The organism is Flavobacterium psychrotolerans (assembly GCF_003097635.1).
Taxonomy (GTDB): Bacteria; Bacteroidota; Bacteroidia; order Flavobacteriales; family Flavobacteriaceae; genus Flavobacterium; species Flavobacterium psychrotolerans.
In genome coordinates, this window is record NZ_QCZI01000018.1 from 1 (window position 1) to 18,368 (window position 18,368).

General features: G+C 36.3%; 14 protein-coding genes and 1 pseudogene. 11 read left to right on the forward strand and 4 right to left on the reverse strand.

The features are described 5' to 3' along the window. Positions 1 to 7,071 (forward strand): choice-of-anchor D domain-containing protein (locus DB895_RS12255; RefSeq protein WP_116725658.1); only part of this gene is annotated, 7,071 nt, incomplete at its 5' end. A gap of 81 nt (positions 7,072 to 7,152) precedes the next feature. Here the strand turns inward: DB895_RS12255 and hisS are convergent. Then, the gene (hisS, locus tag DB895_RS12260; RefSeq protein WP_116725659.1) at positions 7,153 to 8,529 is read right to left on the reverse strand and encodes a histidine--tRNA ligase; all 1,377 of its coding nucleotides are present in this window, start codon (positions 8,527 to 8,529) and stop codon (positions 7,153 to 7,155) included. A gap of 181 nt (positions 8,530 to 8,710) precedes the next feature. Between hisS and DB895_RS12265 the strand changes: the two genes are divergently transcribed. Beyond that, the gene (locus tag DB895_RS12265) at positions 8,711 to 9,955 is read left to right on the forward strand and encodes an ABC transporter permease (protein ID WP_166426973.1); all 1,245 of its coding nucleotides are present in this window, start codon (positions 8,711 to 8,713) and stop codon (positions 9,953 to 9,955) included. Between the two features lie 133 nt (positions 9,956 to 10,088). On the opposite strand, the gene prmC is transcribed toward DB895_RS12265, so the two are convergent. Together prmC and DB895_RS12275 are read right to left on the reverse strand one after the other, a co-directional pair. Beyond that, positions 10,089 to 10,943: a peptide chain release factor N(5)-glutamine methyltransferase gene (prmC, locus tag DB895_RS12270; RefSeq protein ID WP_116725703.1), complete on the reverse strand. Its 855-nt coding sequence runs from the start codon at positions 10,941 to 10,943 to the stop codon at positions 10,089 to 10,091. A gap of 11 nt (positions 10,944 to 10,954) precedes the next feature. Then, on the reverse strand, positions 10,955 to 11,446 hold the full coding sequence (locus tag DB895_RS12275; protein WP_116725704.1) for a GNAT family N-acetyltransferase: 492 nt from the start codon (positions 11,444 to 11,446) through the stop codon (positions 10,955 to 10,957). Between the two features lie 28 nt (positions 11,447 to 11,474). On the opposite strand from DB895_RS12275, the gene ribD reads away from it, so the two are divergent. The 3 genes from ribD to DB895_RS12290 are packed head-to-tail and all read left to right on the forward strand — an operon-like array spanning position 11,475 to position 13,707. Beyond that, complete coding sequence (gene ribD, locus DB895_RS12280) at positions 11,475 to 12,482, forward strand: bifunctional diaminohydroxyphosphoribosylaminopyrimidine deaminase/5-amino-6-(5-phosphoribosylamino)uracil reductase RibD (protein ID WP_116725661.1); 1,008 nt, start codon at positions 11,475 to 11,477, stop codon at positions 12,480 to 12,482. Beyond that, positions 12,475 to 13,077, forward strand: a complete 603-nt coding sequence (locus DB895_RS12285) for an HAD family hydrolase (protein WP_116725662.1) — start codon at positions 12,475 to 12,477, stop codon at positions 13,075 to 13,077. Before ribD ends, DB895_RS12285 begins: the two co-directional genes overlap by 8 nt. A gap of 6 nt (positions 13,078 to 13,083) precedes the next feature. Beyond that, positions 13,084 to 13,707: an IMPACT family protein gene (locus DB895_RS12290; RefSeq protein ID WP_116725663.1), complete on the forward strand. Its 624-nt coding sequence runs from the start codon at positions 13,084 to 13,086 to the stop codon at positions 13,705 to 13,707. Here the strand turns inward: DB895_RS12290 and DB895_RS12295 are convergent. Then, on the reverse strand, positions 13,704 to 14,111 hold the full coding sequence (locus tag DB895_RS12295; protein ID WP_116725664.1) for an acyl-CoA thioesterase: 408 nt from the start codon (positions 14,109 to 14,111) through the stop codon (positions 13,704 to 13,706). The genes DB895_RS12290 and DB895_RS12295 overlap by 4 nt on opposite strands. Before the next feature lie 200 nt (positions 14,112 to 14,311). Here DB895_RS12295 and dnaA point away from each other — a divergent pair, with 200 nt between their 5' ends. From dnaA to DB895_RS12320, 6 genes and pseudogenes are all read left to right on the forward strand, one after another. Next, positions 14,312 to 15,739, forward strand: a complete 1,428-nt coding sequence (gene dnaA / locus DB895_RS12300) for a chromosomal replication initiator protein DnaA (protein WP_116725665.1) — start codon at positions 14,312 to 14,314, stop codon at positions 15,737 to 15,739. Positions 15,740 to 15,757: 18 nt separating this feature from the next. Continuing rightward, positions 15,758 to 16,159: pseudogene (locus DB895_RS14485) on the forward strand (low molecular weight protein-tyrosine-phosphatase); the annotation flags it as partial. A 123-nt stretch (positions 16,160 to 16,282) separates the two neighbouring features. Continuing rightward, positions 16,283 to 16,939: an SAM-dependent methyltransferase gene (locus tag DB895_RS14490; protein ID WP_394336336.1), complete on the forward strand. Its 657-nt coding sequence runs from the start codon at positions 16,283 to 16,285 to the stop codon at positions 16,937 to 16,939. A 437-nt stretch (positions 16,940 to 17,376) separates the two neighbouring features. After that, the gene (locus tag DB895_RS12310; RefSeq protein WP_116725667.1) at positions 17,377 to 17,697 is read left to right on the forward strand and encodes a hypothetical protein; all 321 of its coding nucleotides are present in this window, start codon (positions 17,377 to 17,379) and stop codon (positions 17,695 to 17,697) included. A 65-nt stretch (positions 17,698 to 17,762) separates the two neighbouring features. Then, positions 17,763 to 17,924 (forward strand): hypothetical protein, encoded by a 162-nt coding sequence (locus tag DB895_RS14385; RefSeq protein ID WP_208012177.1) that lies wholly within the window; start codon positions 17,763 to 17,765, stop codon positions 17,922 to 17,924. 65 nt (positions 17,925 to 17,989) lie between these two features. Further along, complete coding sequence (locus DB895_RS12320; protein WP_116725668.1) at positions 17,990 to 18,346, forward strand: hypothetical protein; 357 nt, start codon at positions 17,990 to 17,992, stop codon at positions 18,344 to 18,346. Positions 18,347 to 18,368: the final 22 nt, after the last annotated feature.

Sequence of the window (18,368 nt, forward strand, 5' to 3'; positions counted from 1 at the left end):
ACCTATGCCCCGAGTGCCGCAGACATTACTGCAGGAAGTAGAACACTTACCCTTACTGCTGTAGCCAATACAGGTTGTACCGATGTTATTTCTACCAAAACAATTACCATAACGACTGCACCTACGGCAGTAGCAGGAACCGCAATAACAACTTGCAACAGTTCACCTGCAGTAAACATAACTGCAGGTTCAAGTGCAACCAATAACGCCAGCATTACTTGGACTTCAAACGGTACAGGAACATTTACCAATGCAACTTCATTAACAACGTGTACCTATTTGCCTAGTGCTGCAGACAATGCCGCAGGAAGCAGAACGCTGACCTTAACTGCCATAGGAAATGGAACTTGCGGTAATATAACCTCTACAAAAACAATTACAATAGTCCCAACTCCAACCATTACGAGCACTACCCCTGGTTCTACTTCGGGTCCTGGAACTGTTACCTTGGGTGCTACGGCATCAGCGGGAACTATCTCTTGGTATGCTGCATCAATTGGCGGTGCTGCTTTAGGAACCGGAACAAGTTTTATCACTCCAGTAATTGCAGTTTCAACAACATATTATGTAGATACAGACAACGGTAGTTGTACCTCTTCTCCTAGAACAGCAGTTCTGGCAACGGTATTATTACCCGAAATAAATGTGGTAGGAAATGGCGCATCCATCCCAGACGACATTGTACCTGCTCCTGCTGTTGCTAATTTTACGGATTTCAGTACCGTGACGACCACAAGAACATTTACCATTCAAAATACTGGAACGGCAAATTTAACACTTGGTGCCATCACATTCACAGGAGCGAATAATACAGAATTCACAGTACTCACCGCACCAATATCCCCAGTAGCTCCTGGGGGTAGCACCACCTTTGTGGTACGATTCACGCCGACTGCCGCAACTGTAAATAGAACGGCTACCATCTCTATCGTGAATAATGACAGCAACGAAGGCCCATATGATTTTAGATTGTTTGGAACTGGTGTTGCACAGGAAATTAACGTTCAGGGATTTGGTGCCACAAACATTGCAGATGGTGATGTAACCCCAACAGTGGCTAAAGGAACCGACTTTGGGTCTGTAGATGTAAACAGTGGAACAGCCACAACAACATTTACCATCCAAAATACAGGTACAATGGACTTGACTGGAGGTGTTATTACATTTACTGGAGGAACTCCAGGGGATTTCAGTGTAACTACATTACCCACTTTTCCTGTTGCCGGAGTTACAAGCACCACGTTTGTAGTTACCTTTAACCCTAGCGCTTCTGGATTAATATCCACTACCTTAAATATTGCCAACAATGACGCTGGTGAAAACCCATACAACTTCACTATTCAGGGAACTGGTGTACAACCGGAAATTGCATTAAGTGGAAATGCTGTTCCTATTCCTGACAATTCGTTATCAGTACCTACGGCTGCTGATTGGACTGATTTTGGCCCAACCAATGTAGTTATTGGAAATATTACCAGAACATTTACCATTTCAAATAGTCCGGGTACATCCGCATTAACAATAGGAGCCATTACAATAAGCGGAGCTAATGCAAGTGATTTTACGGTAACCGCTTTCCCTAGTGCTTCTGTTGCAATAGGTGGTAGCACAACCTTTGTAATTACTTTCGTTCCAAGTGCAAATGGAACACGATCAGCATCCATATCAATTGCTAATAATGATGGAAATGAAAACCCTTATGATTTTAACATCCAAGGTACCGGAACAAGTCAAGAAATAGACATACAAGGAAATGCAACTTCTATCGCCGACAACCCCGCAACTGCACCATCCGTTGCGAATTGGACTGATTTTAGTACCGTGGCAACCACAAGAACTTTTACCATTTTTAATACCGGATCTTCTCAACTTACGTTGGGAGCAATAACCTTTTCGGGAGCCAATGCAAGTGATTTTGCAGTAACCACGGCACCCCCTGCTTCCGTAAATCCAGGGGCAAGCACTACTTTTACCGTTACCTTTACTCCTACTGGACTTGGGGTTAGGGCAGCGTTAATTTCTATTGCAAGTAATGACGTTGACGAAAACCCTTATGATTTTAGAATTCAAGGAAACGGGTCGGATCGGGAAATAAACGTTGTTGGAAACGGAGTTTCAATTGTTGACGGAGGTGGTTTGCTAACAACAGCAGACTGGACCGACTTTAGTACTGTGGCTACAACCAGAAATTTCACCATTCAAAACACGGGCAGCACGCCATTAAATATTGGAGCCATTACTTTCTCCGGAGCCGATGCCAGTATGTTCACGGTGATTACCGCTCCAAGCGCTACTATTGCCGGATATGGTAGCACGACTCTTGGTATTCGATTTACGCCTACTTCAGTTGGAGTAAAAAATGCGAGCGTTTCTATAGTAAATGATGACAGTAATGAAAATCCTTATGATTTTAATCTCAAAGGAACAGGGGTCGCTCAAGAAATAGCCATGCTAGGAAGTAATGCCGTAAATATCGTTGATAACGGTGCTGCAGCAGCAGGTAACTTAACTGACTTTAGTAATGTGGCTGTAACCCGAACCTTTACGATACAAAATCTAGGCACAATGGATTTAACAATTGGAGCCATCACTGCTACGGGAAATACCGCTGATTTCACAATAACAACTCCCCCTAGTACTATAATTGCAGGAATGACTAGCACTACTTTTGTGGTAACATTTGCGCCTACCGTTACCGGTAATAGAGCCGTAACCTTCACATTTGTAAACAATGACTCCAATGGTGATGAAGCCCCATTTGACCTTAAGCTTGCAGCAACGTCCGCCAGCGAAATTGACATTAGTGGTACTGCCGTATCCATTGTTGACGGAACAATGACTCCTTCCACAACAAATCAAACTAATTTCGGTACTGTTTCTATTGAAAATGGATCTGTAATTGTTATTTATACCATTAAAAATACAGGCACTGGTCCTTTAGTAATGGGTGCCATTACTATAGATGGCGCCAATGCCACTGATTTCACAGTAAGCACTGCTCCTGCCGCTTCGGTTGCCGCTGGTGGCTCAACATTATGCTATGTCACTTTTAAACCTTTCGTTTTAGGAACTAAAAATGCGGTAATCCACTTTGCAAATAATGACATTAATGAAAACCCTTATGATTTTGCCATAATGGGTACAGCAATTAGAACCTACGTGGATACCGATGGCGATGGTATTACGGATAATTTTGACCTTGATGATGATAATGACGGTATAGTGGACACTTTAGAGCAATCTACTTGTTCCGCATCACCATATGCTTCCACTTTTCAACATATCTTTCTAAATGAAACTTTTGGATATGGTACTACTAGAGGCCAGATAAATGTCAATACTCCTGATGCCACCAGTAACATGTGCTATGAAGATGGGGTTTCAACTGGTAAGGTTAATACTGGGGGATGCCCATATCGAACAGACTATAGTATAAACGATGGGGAATATGCCGTTAACTATATGATAAGTACAGGTAATGCTACCGCTGGCCCTCCTAACGTTGCATCATGGGCAAATACCAACTGGACACCTCAAATGGATCATACCCCTGGAGATACTGATGGAAGAATGGCCATTTTTAATGCCGATATTAATCCAGGTATATTTTATGAATTAACGATTAATGGTATAATTCCAAATCTACCTATCAATTTTGACTTTTGGGTATTAAACATTATGAGTAAGGCTCTTTATGCGGGCTCTAATTTACCCCAAATCAAGGTTGATTTTAAAAATTTGTCGGGGGCAGTAATCGCCACCTATAGTACTCCAACAATAAATAGATGTACAGATAACACTAATAATTGTGCAGTCTCTGAATGGAAGAATTTTCCAACAACCGTTAATTTAGGAAATATTACTGCTTTTACAGTGACCCTTTCCAATTTGGGACCAGGGGGAAGTGGGAATGACCTTGCCATAGATGACATTGTTATTTCACAAAGCTACTGTGATTGGGATAGTGATGGCATCGGAAATTTATATGATTTGGATTCTGATAATGATGGAATTCCAGATATCGAAGAAGGAGGTTTTAAACAATACAGTAACGGTTTATCTAAAATGGACATCACCAACCCAGCACTTTGGGCAGACGCTAATGGAAACGGGATGAATGACGCTATCGATCCTTTGTTTACAGGATTAAACAATTCTATTCCAGATACCGATGGAGATGGTCAAAGTAACTATTTAGATTTAGACAGTGACAATGATGCCCTATTTGATGTAGATGAAGCTATTGCCAATATGGGGGACGGTGATATTAACGGTGATGGAAAAGGAGACGGAGTAGATACTGATTTAGATGGTATTTTAGACATCTATGACACCTATGCTGGTTTTGGTACACTTACAAAACCCTACACCCAGAATACAGACGGATTAGGAAATCCTGATTATTTGCAAGTAGATTCTAATAATGACGGGATAAAAGATATTGCGGAAACTTTATACAGTGCCCTTGATGCAAACAATGACGGGGTCATTGATGGCGCAGCTGATATTGACAAAGATGGTATATCTGACGCTTTTGACACCAAAACTACTGGTCTTGGATCCCCTAGAGACTTGAACCGAAAATTACAATTGGAGTTTGACGGACGAAATGATTATGGTCAAGGAACGGGAGTATTAGGAGGTTTAGCCAATGCTTCACTGATGGCATGGGTAGATTTAAATAGTGCATTCTCTACCGATGGAATTGTTGTTGGTCAAACAAATTTTCAATTGCGAATTACTAGTGCCAAAAGACTAGAGGCTGTAGTAAACGGCACAACAGTAACCTATGCAACGGCATTAAGTGTATCACAATGGACACATGTGGGAGTAGTTTATGATGGATCCAATATCTATTTATATTTGAATGGGGCATTAGTAGCCACTCAATCTAAATCCGGAAATATAGCCGCTGACGCTTCTCTACTTACGATAGGTAAAGATCCTACTACAAATACAAAATACTTTAAAGGTAAAATAGATGAAGTTCGTGTATTTAATGTAGCCTTGACTGCTTCCCAATTACAACGAATGGTGTATCAAGAAATTCAAAATACGGCTACTCAGGTAAGAGGAGCGATTGTCCCTAAAGATGTAGGTGGCTTGCCTTTCGCAAACGTATTGAGATACTACAGAATGGATGCCTATAAAGATGACATTATTGATGATTTAACCACTGTGGCTATTGATGTTGCCGGAATGAAAATCTACAACAATAAAAACATTTATGTGCAACAAGCACCTATGCCCTTCCTTACTGAGCGTACTGGAAGTTTTGCCACTGCTGTGAACAGTCCAACAAAAGAAATTAGAGGACTTGACATTATGGATCAAGACTGGTCTATTGTTCAAGTGTCACACAACATCACTGAAAGTTCAAATAATGTTGATTTGGGTATGTTTGTTGATTCGGGAATCAATATCATAATGAATAACGACAATAAAATACAAAACGATTGGTACTTAAAATTAGATGGAAAAATAGACTTGCAAGGAAAATCACAATTAGTGCAAACTACAAATAGTGATTTAGAAGTAACAAGCGCAGGTTCTATAGAACGGGATCAACAAGGTCAATCCAATAAATTCAATTACAATTATTGGTCTTCACCAGTAGGCGCGTTAAGTATAACCAGCAATAATAATCCGTTTACGGTAGATGGAGTAATGAAAGACGGTACTGATCCTGCAAATATTCAAAACATCACATGGACAAATGGACTTAACGGTGCCGCAACAAGCCCTATTACATTAAGTACCTATTGGATTTTTAAATTCCAAAACGTAAGTGCTATATACGCTAATTGGGCGAGAATAGCACAAACTGGATCTTTACTAGCAGGGCAAGGATTCACATTAAAGGGAAGTGATGCGGCTACAGCAACGCAAAACTACACTTTTGTGGGCAAACCAAATAGTGGTACCATTTCAACCCCTATTGCGGCAAACAATTCCAATTTGAGTGGTAATCCTTATCCATCCGCTCTAGATGCTAATGCGTTTATCAATGCAAACCTAGCTTCCACCTCAGGAACCTTGTATTTTTGGGAACATTTTAGCACCAATCCATCCCATGTCTTGGCAGCTTATCAAGGAGGTTATGCCACAAGAAATCTTGTAGGTGGGGTTGCTCCAGTATCTCCCGCAGGTATTAGTGGCTTAGGATCAAGCCTTAGACAACCTGGACGATACATACCAGTAGGGCAAGGATTCTTTGTAGACGGAAGCGCAACAGGTGGAAATATTGTTTTTGACAATAGCCAAAGAGCCTTTTTTAAAGAAGATAACGCTGCATCTAATATTATGTTCCGACAAAATTTAAATGGAAGCCCTTTGGCTACAACCCCATTTAACAATAGCGATGACATTATACCTATTGAAAGTGCATTTGCCTCTGTCAGATTGGGTTTCAATTCGGCTAATAATTTTCACAGACAAATACTTCTGGGTTTCATGAATGAACGTGCGACAAGCGGTATTGATCCTGGTTATGATGCGATACAAAATGACAACCAGCCCAATGACATGTATTTCATGAACCATGGCAAACAATTAGTAATTCAAGGTGACGGCTATTTTAATCCATCTAACATTTATCCTCTTGGAGTAAAAACAGCTCTTGATGGAAATGTAAAATTTAATGTAGATGCAAGAGATAGATTTGATATCAGCCAAAAGCTTTACATTTATGATAACACCACCAGTTTGTATCATGACATAAGTAATGAAGCATTTGAAATTTATTTGCCTGTTGGAACTGTAAATGATCGTTTCTCTTTGAGATTCAAAAACGCAGCTTTGGATGTTAACAATTTTGACTTGAACGACAATGTCAAAGTAGCATTCACAAATAGTGATAACATGATTATTGTAAAAAACAATTTGTTAGATACAACAGTAAAATCGGTTACTTTATTCAACATGTTGGGACAATCCTTAAGCACCTGGAAAATTAAGGATGAAGATCAAACCAAAATTCAAATTCCAGTTTACAATCTAAGCACCGGAACATATATAGTAAAAGTGTTTACAACAAAAGGTGAAATCAGTAAAAAGATTATCATCAAATAACCCCCCCTTTCTTCCCCAAGAAAGTAAAAAAGCTTCTCGTTTGAGAAGCTTTTTTTTATGGTAATATATAAATATAAAAGACTAAGCCAATAATAACCTGTTTTTTAAACCTTCAAAATCAACCGTGATTTGTTCTCCTGAGATTAAATTTTTCAATCCAAATTTGCCTTCATTCATCTCAGTCTCCCCAACTATAATAGCAAATGGAATTTGACGCTTATCGGCATGCGTAAATTGTTTACCCACCTTTATGGCATCGGGATACAATTCTACTTTAATATTGGAAGACCTTAACTTCTGGATGGCCTGCATGGCATAAAAAGCTTCCTGCTCACCATAATTAATAAACAAAGCTTTTGTAACAGAGGCTACCGTTTCAGGAAATAAATTTAATTCTTCAATGACCAAATAAATTCTGTCTAATCCAAAGGAAATCCCAACACCGCTCATGTCCTTCAATCCGAAAATCCCGGTCAAATCATCATATCTTCCTCCTCCTCCTATAGAACCCATGGTAACTTGTTTTGGCGAACCCACTTCAAAAATGGCTCCCGTATAATAATTTAAACCGCGAGCCAGTGTCACATCCAAATCCAAAACAGCATCATTTAATCCTAAATTCATCACGTTATCACAAATGAATCGCAGTTCCTCTACCCCCTTCATTCCTTCTTCCGAGGAAGCCAGTAGAACGGAAAGTTGATTCAATTTTTCAACATTACTTCCGGTAAAATAAAAAAGTGGTTGTACTTTCTCAATGGCACTTTCAGAAATTCCTTTTTCAACCATTTCCTTTTTAACGCCATCCTCTCCTATTTTATCAAGTTTATCTAAGGCTACCGTAAAATCAATCAATTTATCTTTAGCCCCTATGACTTCTGCAATTCCAGATAATATTTTACGATTATTAATTTTTATGGTTACCCCTTTTAAGCCCAATTCTGTAAAAACGGAGTCGTATAATTTCACCAACTCCACTTCCTGCCATAATGATTTTGAACCCACCACATCGGCATCACATTGATAAAACTCTCTAAAACGTCCTTTTTGTGGACGATCGGCACGCCAAACCGGCTGGATTTGGTATCTTTTAAAAGGAAACTCAATTTCGTTTTGATGTTGTACCACATATCGAGCAAAAGGAACCGTTAAGTCGTAACGAAGGGCCTTTTCAGAAATACTGGAAGTCAATTTATTGCTCTCCTTATTTTGCAATAACACCGCATCGGCCTTTGCTAAATAATCCCCAGAATTCAAAATCTTAAAAATCAATCGATCCCCTTCTTCGCCATATTTCCCCATTAAGGTTTCTGAATTTTCGAACGAAGGGGTTTCTATGGGTTGGAAACAAAATTTCTCAAAATTGCTTTTTATAATTGATATGATATAGTGCCGTTTTGCCACCTCAGCCGGTGAAAAATCTCTGGTTCCTTTAGGAATACTTGGTTTTGATGCCATTGCTAATTTGCGCTATTTAATTTATATTTTACGAAAAATAGAATACTCCTGATTTTGGTAAAAATCCCAAATCACATGTGTCTAAACGTAAATTCTCTGTGCAAATATCTTATTTTTAAAATAAATAAACGGCTTCTAAAACAAACTTGTAACAAAAATTGTAATTTCGTGTCAAATTGATATGATGCTAAATTTATTTAAGGAAAATGTCCATATTGCCGTTGGCTCCATAAAAACGCAACTGATGCGCACCATTCTTACAGTATTGATTATTGCAATTGGAATTACGGCATTAGTCTGTATTTTGACTGTTGTTGCTGCTCTGGAAAACACATTGTCAAGTAACTTTGCTTCTATGGGCGCCAACACTTTTAATATTGAGCAATATGATATTTCGGAAAGAATGGGCCGTAATAATGAGCATAAAGTAGATAATCCTATTATCACGTATCCCGAAGCGAAAGCTTTTAAACAAAAATATGACTATCCGTTAACACATACTTCCCTTTCATTTACTGCAACTTCTAATGCCGAAGTAAGGTTTGAATCAAAAAAGACCGATCCTGAAATTTCAGTTTTGGGAGTAGACGAGTATTTTTTAATAAATTCCGGTTTAGAAACGACCAAGGGAAGAAATTTTACTGGTTTTGACATTGATAACAACACGTATTCCTGTATTTTGGGTTCCGATTTTGAAAAAGAATTATTTAAAGACGTGAATCCAATTGACAAGATACTTTCCATTCGTGGGGCAAAATTTAAAGTCATCGGCGTATTAAAAGAGAAAGGTTCAACATTTGGCAACAGCCAGGATTTGAGAGTATTGATTCCGATTCAGGTGGCACGTTCCTTATTTACGGCACCCGATATTAACTATACGGTAAGTGTCATGGTGGATAAAAAGGAATTATTAAATCAAGCCACTGATGAAGCCAATAACATGATGAGAAGAGTCCGGAAATTAAGCCCCATAAAAGACAACAATTTCGGGATTTCACGGAGCGACGATTTGATAAACAAAATTTTAAGCATTACACAGTATCTTGGCATTTCTGCTTGGGTCATTGGCATCATAACTATTTTTGGTTCCTCGATTGCCTTAATGAATATCATGTTGGTTTCCGTAACCGAAAGAACACGTGAAATTGGAGTCCGAAAAGCACTGGGAGCCAAAAGAAGCACCATTGCATTTCAGTTTTTTATTGAAACCTTAATTATTGGACAATTGGGTGGATTACTAGGCATATTCATAGGAATATCTGGTGGTTATGGAATTGCAGCTGCCATGAGTTTTATTTTTGTGATTCCGTGGGGAGCGATCACTGCCGCATTTATCACCACCTTTATTGTGGCTATCGTTTCTGGCTCATATCCCGCTTTAAAAGCTTCAAAATTAGATCCGATTGAGGCCTTGCGATATGAATAGAAGCCCCCTAACCCACGAAGGGGAATTTATAAAATCGAACTGTCTTATGTTAACTAAAATCTGCTTTCTAAAATTTGAAATCAAAAATCGTTAATCAAAACCCGAGCCTAAAAGGCGAACTAACGAAGCAATCTTAAACCCTACAACTAACCATACGGTCATTCCCATAAATATCTTTTCGAAGTTCAATGTTTTTGAAATTCATTCTTTCTAACAAATCAACGGTTTCTATTCCTAAATACTGGTTAATTTCAAAATACAACTGACCATTTTCCACAAGACTTTTATGAGCTAATTCAGCTATTTTTCTATAAAAAATCAAAGCATCATGATCTTCTACAAACAATGCCAAATGCGGTTCGTTTTCTAAAACATTTTTCTTAATTTCTGCCTTTTCTAAATTTCGAACATACGGTGGGTTAGATACAATAATGTCATATTGCCTTCTTAAATCAGCTATTTCGAGGATATTTTGTTGAAGAAAAATAATATTTACATTATTTGCTTCCGCATTTTTTTGAGCAATGGCCAATGCTTTTTCAGAAACATCAATGGCGAAAATTTGGGCATTTGAAATGTTTTTGGCTAATGAAATTGCAATGCAACCGCTTCCGGTTCCAACATCTAAAATCTTTACATCTTCAGAACCATGAATCTTTGAATTTTCTTTAATGATCCAATCGACCAATTCCTCTGTTTCAGGTCGCGGAATAAGAACCGATGCATTGACTTGAAAATCCAGACCAAAAAAACTAGTGCTCCCTAATAGGTACTGAATCGGTATTTCTTTTTTTAATTGTTCTAATATTGAATTCCAATTTTGAATCTCTGTATCAGAAAATTCTAAATCAGCATTTAATGCTAAATCAATTCTTCTAATTTTATGTTTATTTTCTAAAATTAAGTAGAAAAAACTTTCTGATTCTTCAGAACCGTATAAGGCAGAAAGCTCTTCAATAAAATGGCTTCTGTATTCTTTGATTCGCATTTGTTTTAATTTTATAGTCCCAATTCCTTGATCATCCAAACGGGACAAGAAGTATGGCCAGTGTTACCTAATGGAGCACAAAGATACTCAAAACCTACTTTTTTATACAACTTTTGGGCATCAACCATATAAGGCATCGTTTCGAGATAACATTTGCTAAAGCCAAAATCCAAAGCGTTTTGCAAACATTTTTCTATCATTTTTGCTCCAACTCCATGTCCACGCGCTTCGGGAAGAAAATACATTTTTTGCAATTCACAAATCGTTTCGGCTTCATTTTCAAGTTGACTTATTCCTGCTCCGCCAATAATTTTCCCGTTAGTTTCAACAACAAAATAAACAGATTTGGGTGCTACATACGTTTCATACATGAAATCCAATTGCGGATCTGCATAAGCAGTACCTACTTTTGGGGCTCCCATTTCCATTAAAACTGTTCTTACAATTGCTGCAATTTCAGGATTGTCGCGTTTTTGGATTTCTCTGATAATTATTCCGTTCATTCTAAAAGTAAAATCATATTTTTGTGATGTGAAGATACATGAAAAATATATTAAACGATGCATCGAATTGGCCAAAAATGGCCTAGGAACAACCTACCCAAATCCATTGGTAGGCAGTGTAATTGTTTATGAAAATAAAATTATCGGGGAAGGTTGGCACAAAAAATCTGGCGAACCACATGCCGAAGTTAATGCCGTAAATTCAGTAAAAGACAAATCGTTATTAAAAAAGGCTACCATTTATGTGAGTTTAGAACCCTGCAGTCATTTTGGAAAAACACCACCTTGCTGCGATTTAATCATCGAAAACCAAATTCCAAATGTGGTGATTGGTACTGTTGACCCAAATATTGAAGTTGCAGGAAAGGGCATAAAAAAATTGATTGAAGCTGGTAAAAATGTTACTGTAGGTATTCTCGAAGAGGAATGTAACGAATTGAACAAGCGTTTTTTTACCTTTCATAAAACGAAAAGACCCTATATAATTTTAAAATGGGCAGAAAGCCAAGATGGTTATATTTCTCCAATATCCAAAAAAGAGAAAAAACCCATTTGGATTACTAATGAATTTTCCCGTCAATTGGTGCATAAATGGCGGACCGAGGAACAATCTATTTTCGTTGGTACCCAAACCGTTATTGACGACAATCCAAAACTAAATGTTCGGGACTGGACGGGAGAAAATCCCATCAGAATAGTTTTGGATCAAAACAATCGAATTCCAAAAGAATGTCATATCTTTGATAATCAATCAAAAACTATAGTTCTTTCTTCTCCCGAAATTGATTTCAGCAAAAATATAGCCGCTCAGATTGCGCATATCTTATTTAAAAAAAACATTCAATCTGTGATTATAGAAGGTGGGAGACAAACGATACAAACCTTTATCGATGCCAGTCTTTGGGATGAAGCCAGAATTTTTAGAGGACAATTATTTTTAGAAAAAGGAACAGATGCACCTGCTTTAAAATCAGGATGGGAAGAAAAAAAATTCATTTTAGATGATGAACTCTTAATTTTTAGAAACTATGATTAACGCTATTATTTTCGATTTTGGAGATATTTTTATCAATTTAGATAAAGAAGGCACTATAAATGAATTCAAAAAATTAGGTTTGAAAGAACTTAATGAAGAATTATCGGAAGCGAATAATTTATTCGAAAAAGGAAAAATTTCAGAATTACAATTTATTGAAACTTTTCAAAAACACCTTCCCGATGCAAGTATTGACGATGTTAGAAAAGCATGGAATAAAGTTATTGGAGAATTCCCATTGTATCGATTGGAGTTTTTGCAAATGCTGGTTGGTAAATACCGGTTATTTCTGTTAACAAATACTGATGCTATCCATATTTCTCATTTTGAACATAAAGTGGGACAAACTTTTTCTAGAGATTTTTACCAATGTTTCGAGAAAGTATATTTTTCCTTTGAAATTGGAATGAGAAAACCCGAAGAAGCGATATTTAATCATCTAATACAATCCCACGATTTATCCCCTAAGCGCACCTTGTTTATTGATGATAAAAAGGAAAACACCGATGCAGCAGCAAATCTTGGCATACAAGTTTGGAACTTGCAAGTAGGTCAAGAAGACGTGGTTGATTTATTTGAAAAAGAAATATTTTAAATACTTTTGGATTTAGTAGATACCTTCAAGACCATAGCATGTGCTTCTCCAGAGACTCTTTTCAAAGAAAAAAATAGCAAGTTTTTTGGCTATGCTTTTCCAATACTATCTGAAAATGAAGTCAAACCATTAATTGAACCCTTACGGAAAAAACATTTTAACGCTGTTCATTTCTGTTATGGTTTCCAAACAGGAATTGACCCTATCTCTTTTCGAACCAATGATGACGGAGAACCAAGCAATAGTGCAGGAATGCCCATTTATGGACAAATACAATCTTTCGACGTGACCAATGTTCTGATTGTTGTGGTTCGTTATTTTGGAGGAACAAAATTGGGTATTGGCGGATTAATTTCCGCCTACAAAACTACTGCACAGTTAACTCTAGAGGCTTCTACAATAATTGAAAAAACGATAGACGTTCACTACTGTATTGCCTTTGATTATAAAAACATGAACAAAGTGATGCGGGTAATCAAAGAAAAAAACATAACCATCATTGCACAAAAAATGGAAATGAATTGTGAAATGGAAATCGCTACACGAAAAAAAAATGCCGAAATGATATTCGACATTTTTAATTCCATGTTTGAAATTGAAATTAAGAAAAAAATAATGCCAATAAATTAGCCTTGCATTTCCTCTAATAGCACTTTAATATGGTCAGGTGGAGTAATTGGCCTTCCTGTTTTTAGGTCAACAAATACCAAAATAAACGCTGCCGTTGTTAATAACTCCTTTTCTTTACTCCATATTTCACAGTCAAATTCGATCTTAACAGAACTGTGTTTTTTAAATTTGGTTTTTACTGTCAAAAGGTCGTCATATCGCGCCGGTTTCTTGTAGTTTATGGTCATTGAAACAATTGGTAAAGCAATCCCACTTTCCTCAAGACTTTTATATGAAATCCCTTTGTTTCTAAGCCACTCTACCCTGCCGATCTCAAAATACGGTATGTAACTTCCATGGTAAACTACACCCATTTGGTCTGTTTCTGAATAACGGACCCGTACCTCAATTTGATGATTTTTCATATTGTTTTAAATAATTTTATAGTATCTTTACGGCTCTGAAAAAGAGTTGACTTACAATATTTTTTTTTAAAAAACACCCTGCATTTTGTTTTTTTTTAACGATTTTTGTTCACATATTTGCTAACCAAAAATGGGGGTAAATATCAGTCATTAATCATTGTAAGATAACCTTTAATAAAAATACAAATTTAATAAAAATTATGAGCAAAACTGCGCAATCAGTATGGGAAAATTGTCTGTCTTTCATAAAAGACAATATCCAAGACCAAGCTTACAAAACTTGGTTTGAACCGATTAAGTCTGTTGAGCTAACTGATAACGCTTTATACATTCAAGTTCCAAGTAAATTTTTCTACGAATGGCTTGAAGAGCACTATGTGAAATTATTAAAAGTAGCATTAACTAAAGAGCTAGGTAAAAACGCAAAATTGCTTTACAAAATTAAGATGGAAAACACCTATGGCAACAAACAACCTTACATGGAACAATTGCCAAGTGCCCATCGAAGTCCTATGAAACCGCAGGAAGTAGATGCTCCGTTTAAAAATTTGAATCCTGAATTAAAAAATCCTTTTGTTATTCCAGGAATTAGAAATTTAAAAATAGAGTCCCAACTGAATGCAAATTATAGTTTTGATAATTTCCTTGAAGGCGATTCAAATAGATTGGCACGTTCTGCAGGAATGGCCGTTGCCAATAAACCAGGAGGCACTTCATTTAATCCACTGTTGATTTTTGGAGGTGTTGGTTTGGGAAAAACACATTTAGCGCATGCTATTGGAGTTGAAATTAAAGATAAATATCCTGAAAAAACGGTTTTATATATTTCCGCAGAAATTTTCACCCAACAATATATTGATTCTGTTAAGAAAAACAATAGAAATGATTTCATCCATTTCTACCAATTAATTGATGTATTAATTATAGATGATGTCCAGTTTTTATCAGGAAAATCAGGAACCCAAGATGTCTTTTTCCATATTTTTAACTATTTGCACCAAAATGGCAAACAGGTGATCTTAACTTCGGATAAGGCTCCTGTGGATATGCAAGATATTGAGCAACGTTTGCTTTCTCGTTTCAAATGGGGACTTTCAGCAGAATTGCATCAACCCGATTATGAAACCCGAATTTCAATATTAAAAAACATTCTATATCGCGACGGGGTAGAAATGCCCGAAGAAATCATTGAATATGTTGCCCGAAATATAAAATCGAATGTTAGAGAATTAGAGGGCGCCATTATTTCTTTGATTGCACAATCGTCTTTCAACAAAAAAGAAGTTACGCTAGAATTAGCAAAACATGTCGTTGAGAAGTTTGTAAAAAATGTAAAACGTGAAATTTCAATCGATTATATCCAAAAAATTGTTTCTGAATATTTTCAATTGGATTTAGAAACTTTACAATCTAAAACCAGAAAACGTCATGTGGTGCAAGCGAGACAATTAGCTATGTTTTTTGCTAAAAAATTCACTAAATCCTCTTTAGCAAATATTGGATCTCAAATTGGGGATCGCGATCATGCAACGGTTTTGCATGCTTGCAAGACAGTTGACAATTTAGTTTCTACAGACAAACAATTTAAAAAATTTGTAGATGACATCCACAAAAAATTAACCTTATAAATGTCTGTTAAAATTTTAATGGTTTGTCTTGGCAATATTTGTCGTTCTCCTTTGGCAGAAGGAATATTGGCTTCCAAACTCCCCAAAGAAACGTTTATTGTTGATTCCGCCGGGACTGGTAACTGGCATATAGGAAAACAGCCCGACGACCGATCTATTGCCGTGGCCAAAAAAAACAATCTCGACATTTCCTTCAAAAAAGGGAAGCATTTTAAAGCAAGTGATTTAGATACTTTTGATTATATCTATGTAATGGATAATTCCAATTACAATGACGTGATTGCTTTGGCTCAAAATGACGATCAAAAAAATAAAGTACAACTCATTCTAAACGAGCTTTTCCCAGGCGAAAACGTAGACGTTCCCGATCCTTATTATGGTTTGCAAAATGGCTTTGATGCCGTATACAGCATGCTCGATGAATCATGCGATATTATTGCCGAGAAATTAATTGCTAAATATGTGAAGAGCGATCCAATAAAACCTATTTCTACACGGGGAAAACTGTATTTAATCCCAACAACATTGGGAGAATGCGACCCAATGGATGTCTTGCCACAAACGGTAAAAAGAGCCATCGACTTATTGGACGATTATATAGTGGAAAACGAAAAAACAGCACGGAAATTCATTAAAACCATCCATCCTGAAAAAGTACAAGCTACATTGCGATTGAGCGCTTTGAACAAACACACCGAAGTTTCCGAACACAATAAAATGATTCAACCGTGTCTGGAAGGAAAAAACATTGGATTAATGAGTGAAGCAGGATGTCCTGGCGTGGCCGATCCCGGTGCTGTCATAGTTAAATTAGCGCACGAGAAAAACATTCAGGTTATTCCATTGGTAGGCCCCTCCTCTATTCTTTTGGCTTTGATGGGCTCTGGAATGAACGGACAAAGTTTTGCCTTTAATGGCTACCTCCCTATTGACAAAACGGAGAAAAAAGCAGCATTGAAAAATTTAGAGAAATTGTCGCAAGACAAAAACCAATCGCAAATATTTATAGAGACGCCCTATAGAAACAACAAAATGTTGGAGGATATTTTGCAAGCATTGCAACCCAACACCCACCTTTGCGTTGCCACCGATATTACTTTACCTACGGAATACATAAAAACCATGAGGGCTTCTGATTGGAAAAAAGCAAGTGTCGATTTGCATAATAGACCTACTATTTTTATTATTCATAAGATGTAGCTTTAGTGCTACATCTTATGAATACAAGTAGACACCGTTCTATAAATTTTTCTCTTCTCAAATAACACCTTGTTTGTCAGTATCCTTATACTTTACATTCAAACTATTTAATTAAGAATCAATAATACCTTATTATTTGATAACTTATCAACACGCAAACGTTGTCAGGCTGATTATGAATATCTTGACATCAAGAAACCCATTAATTTAGATTACATTTAACAAAAAGTGGCATTGTATAATATGATGTCAATCAAAACTGGAATGAAAATACAGTAGCCAATGTTTTAAAATTAAGCTAAAGTACTGAAGTAAAATACTCAAGAACACTGTCAAAAAAAATAATAATCCTGTCAAACTGAAATATAAAATACTGTAAATCTATATAAACGAGAGCTGTAAAGGGGAATAGCACAAAAAAAACTCTTAGCATAAATATGAATTTTATCAAAAAAGTAGAGCGAATCAACAAGACACATCATTTAGTTTGTCAAGAAAAAACAGGGAGCCCATTTGAATTAGCTTGCATATTAGGCATTAGCAGGAGCCAATTGTATAATATTATTGATATGCTCAAAGAAAACGATGCCCCAATAAAATACTCCAAAAAAAGGACTACTTTTTATTACGAGCAACCCTTTGACCTGGAACTGAAATACTCCCTAAAAATAATTACTGATGAAGAAACTAAAGAAATTTTTGGCGGTTTAGACTTCCGTCCAATTATATTAGACGGAAGTCTGTTTCCTTTGCAGTAACAAAAGAAGTTCTCGAGAAAACAAATTTGTACAACACAAAAATGTTTAATTTTAAAATCAAAAAAATGAATTTAGAAAATTTAGGGTTAGTTGAGCTTGATGCTCAGGAAATACAAGTAGTTGAAGGGGGATTTACTTTTTTTAAACTTACAATTACTGGAGTTTTAGATGGTATTGCAAAGAATACACAATCAGACTTTGTCCTTTTAGGGTTTAAATTGTGGTAATTTAATTAAAATTTAAAACAGCAAGATGGTAAATAAATTTCTTGCTGTTTTTTTTATGAGATATTATGAAAAAATATTTTACAATTTTTCTTATTTTACAATTTAAAATTTTTGTTTATTCTCAACATGCCTTTAACGATTCTTCTACTGATAAAAATTCAGCATATATAGAAATATATTCTGACAAAGGAGAATTATTTGGTTTATCAGATTGCAATGGGATTGTCTCTAGAGAACTTGACAATAAAATACTTTCATCAAATGCGAAAAAAATAACTTTTGTTAATCCATCTTTTGAAAATCAAGAAATGAGTCTTACTGATTTTAAAATCACACCAATTATTACTTTAAACCGAAAAACTATTGAATTAGATGAAGTAATTATTTCAAAAAAACACAAAATTTTAAATATATTAAGTTGAAAGGTTATTTTAGAAGTATTCA

Coding starts and splice junctions, on each gene's coding strand:
- DB895_RS12275 (WP_116725704.1), bottom strand. CDS start 11,446: ATGAACGGAATAATTATCAGAGAAATCCAAAAACGCGACAATCCTGAA.
- DB895_RS12265 (WP_166426973.1), top strand. CDS start 8,711: ATGATGCTAAATTTATTTAAGGAAAATGTCCATATTGCCGTTGGCTCC.
- dnaA (WP_116725665.1), top strand. CDS start 14,312: ATGAGCAAAACTGCGCAATCAGTATGGGAAAATTGTCTGTCTTTCATA.
- DB895_RS14385 (WP_208012177.1), top strand. CDS start 17,763: ATGAATTTAGAAAATTTAGGGTTAGTTGAGCTTGATGCTCAGGAAATA.
- DB895_RS12285 (WP_116725662.1), top strand. CDS start 12,475: ATGATTAACGCTATTATTTTCGATTTTGGAGATATTTTTATCAATTTA.
- prmC (WP_116725703.1), bottom strand. CDS start 10,943: ATGCGAATCAAAGAATACAGAAGCCATTTTATTGAAGAGCTTTCTGCC.
- DB895_RS12310 (WP_116725667.1), top strand. CDS start 17,377: ATGAATTTTATCAAAAAAGTAGAGCGAATCAACAAGACACATCATTTA.
- DB895_RS12295 (WP_116725664.1), bottom strand. CDS start 14,111: ATGAAAAATCATCAAATTGAGGTACGGGTCCGTTATTCAGAAACAGAC.
- DB895_RS14490 (WP_394336336.1), top strand. CDS start 16,283: ATGGATGTCTTGCCACAAACGGTAAAAAGAGCCATCGACTTATTGGAC.
- hisS (WP_116725659.1), bottom strand. CDS start 8,529: ATGGCATCAAAACCAAGTATTCCTAAAGGAACCAGAGATTTTTCACCG.
- DB895_RS12320 (WP_116725668.1), top strand. CDS start 17,990: ATGAAAAAATATTTTACAATTTTTCTTATTTTACAATTTAAAATTTTT.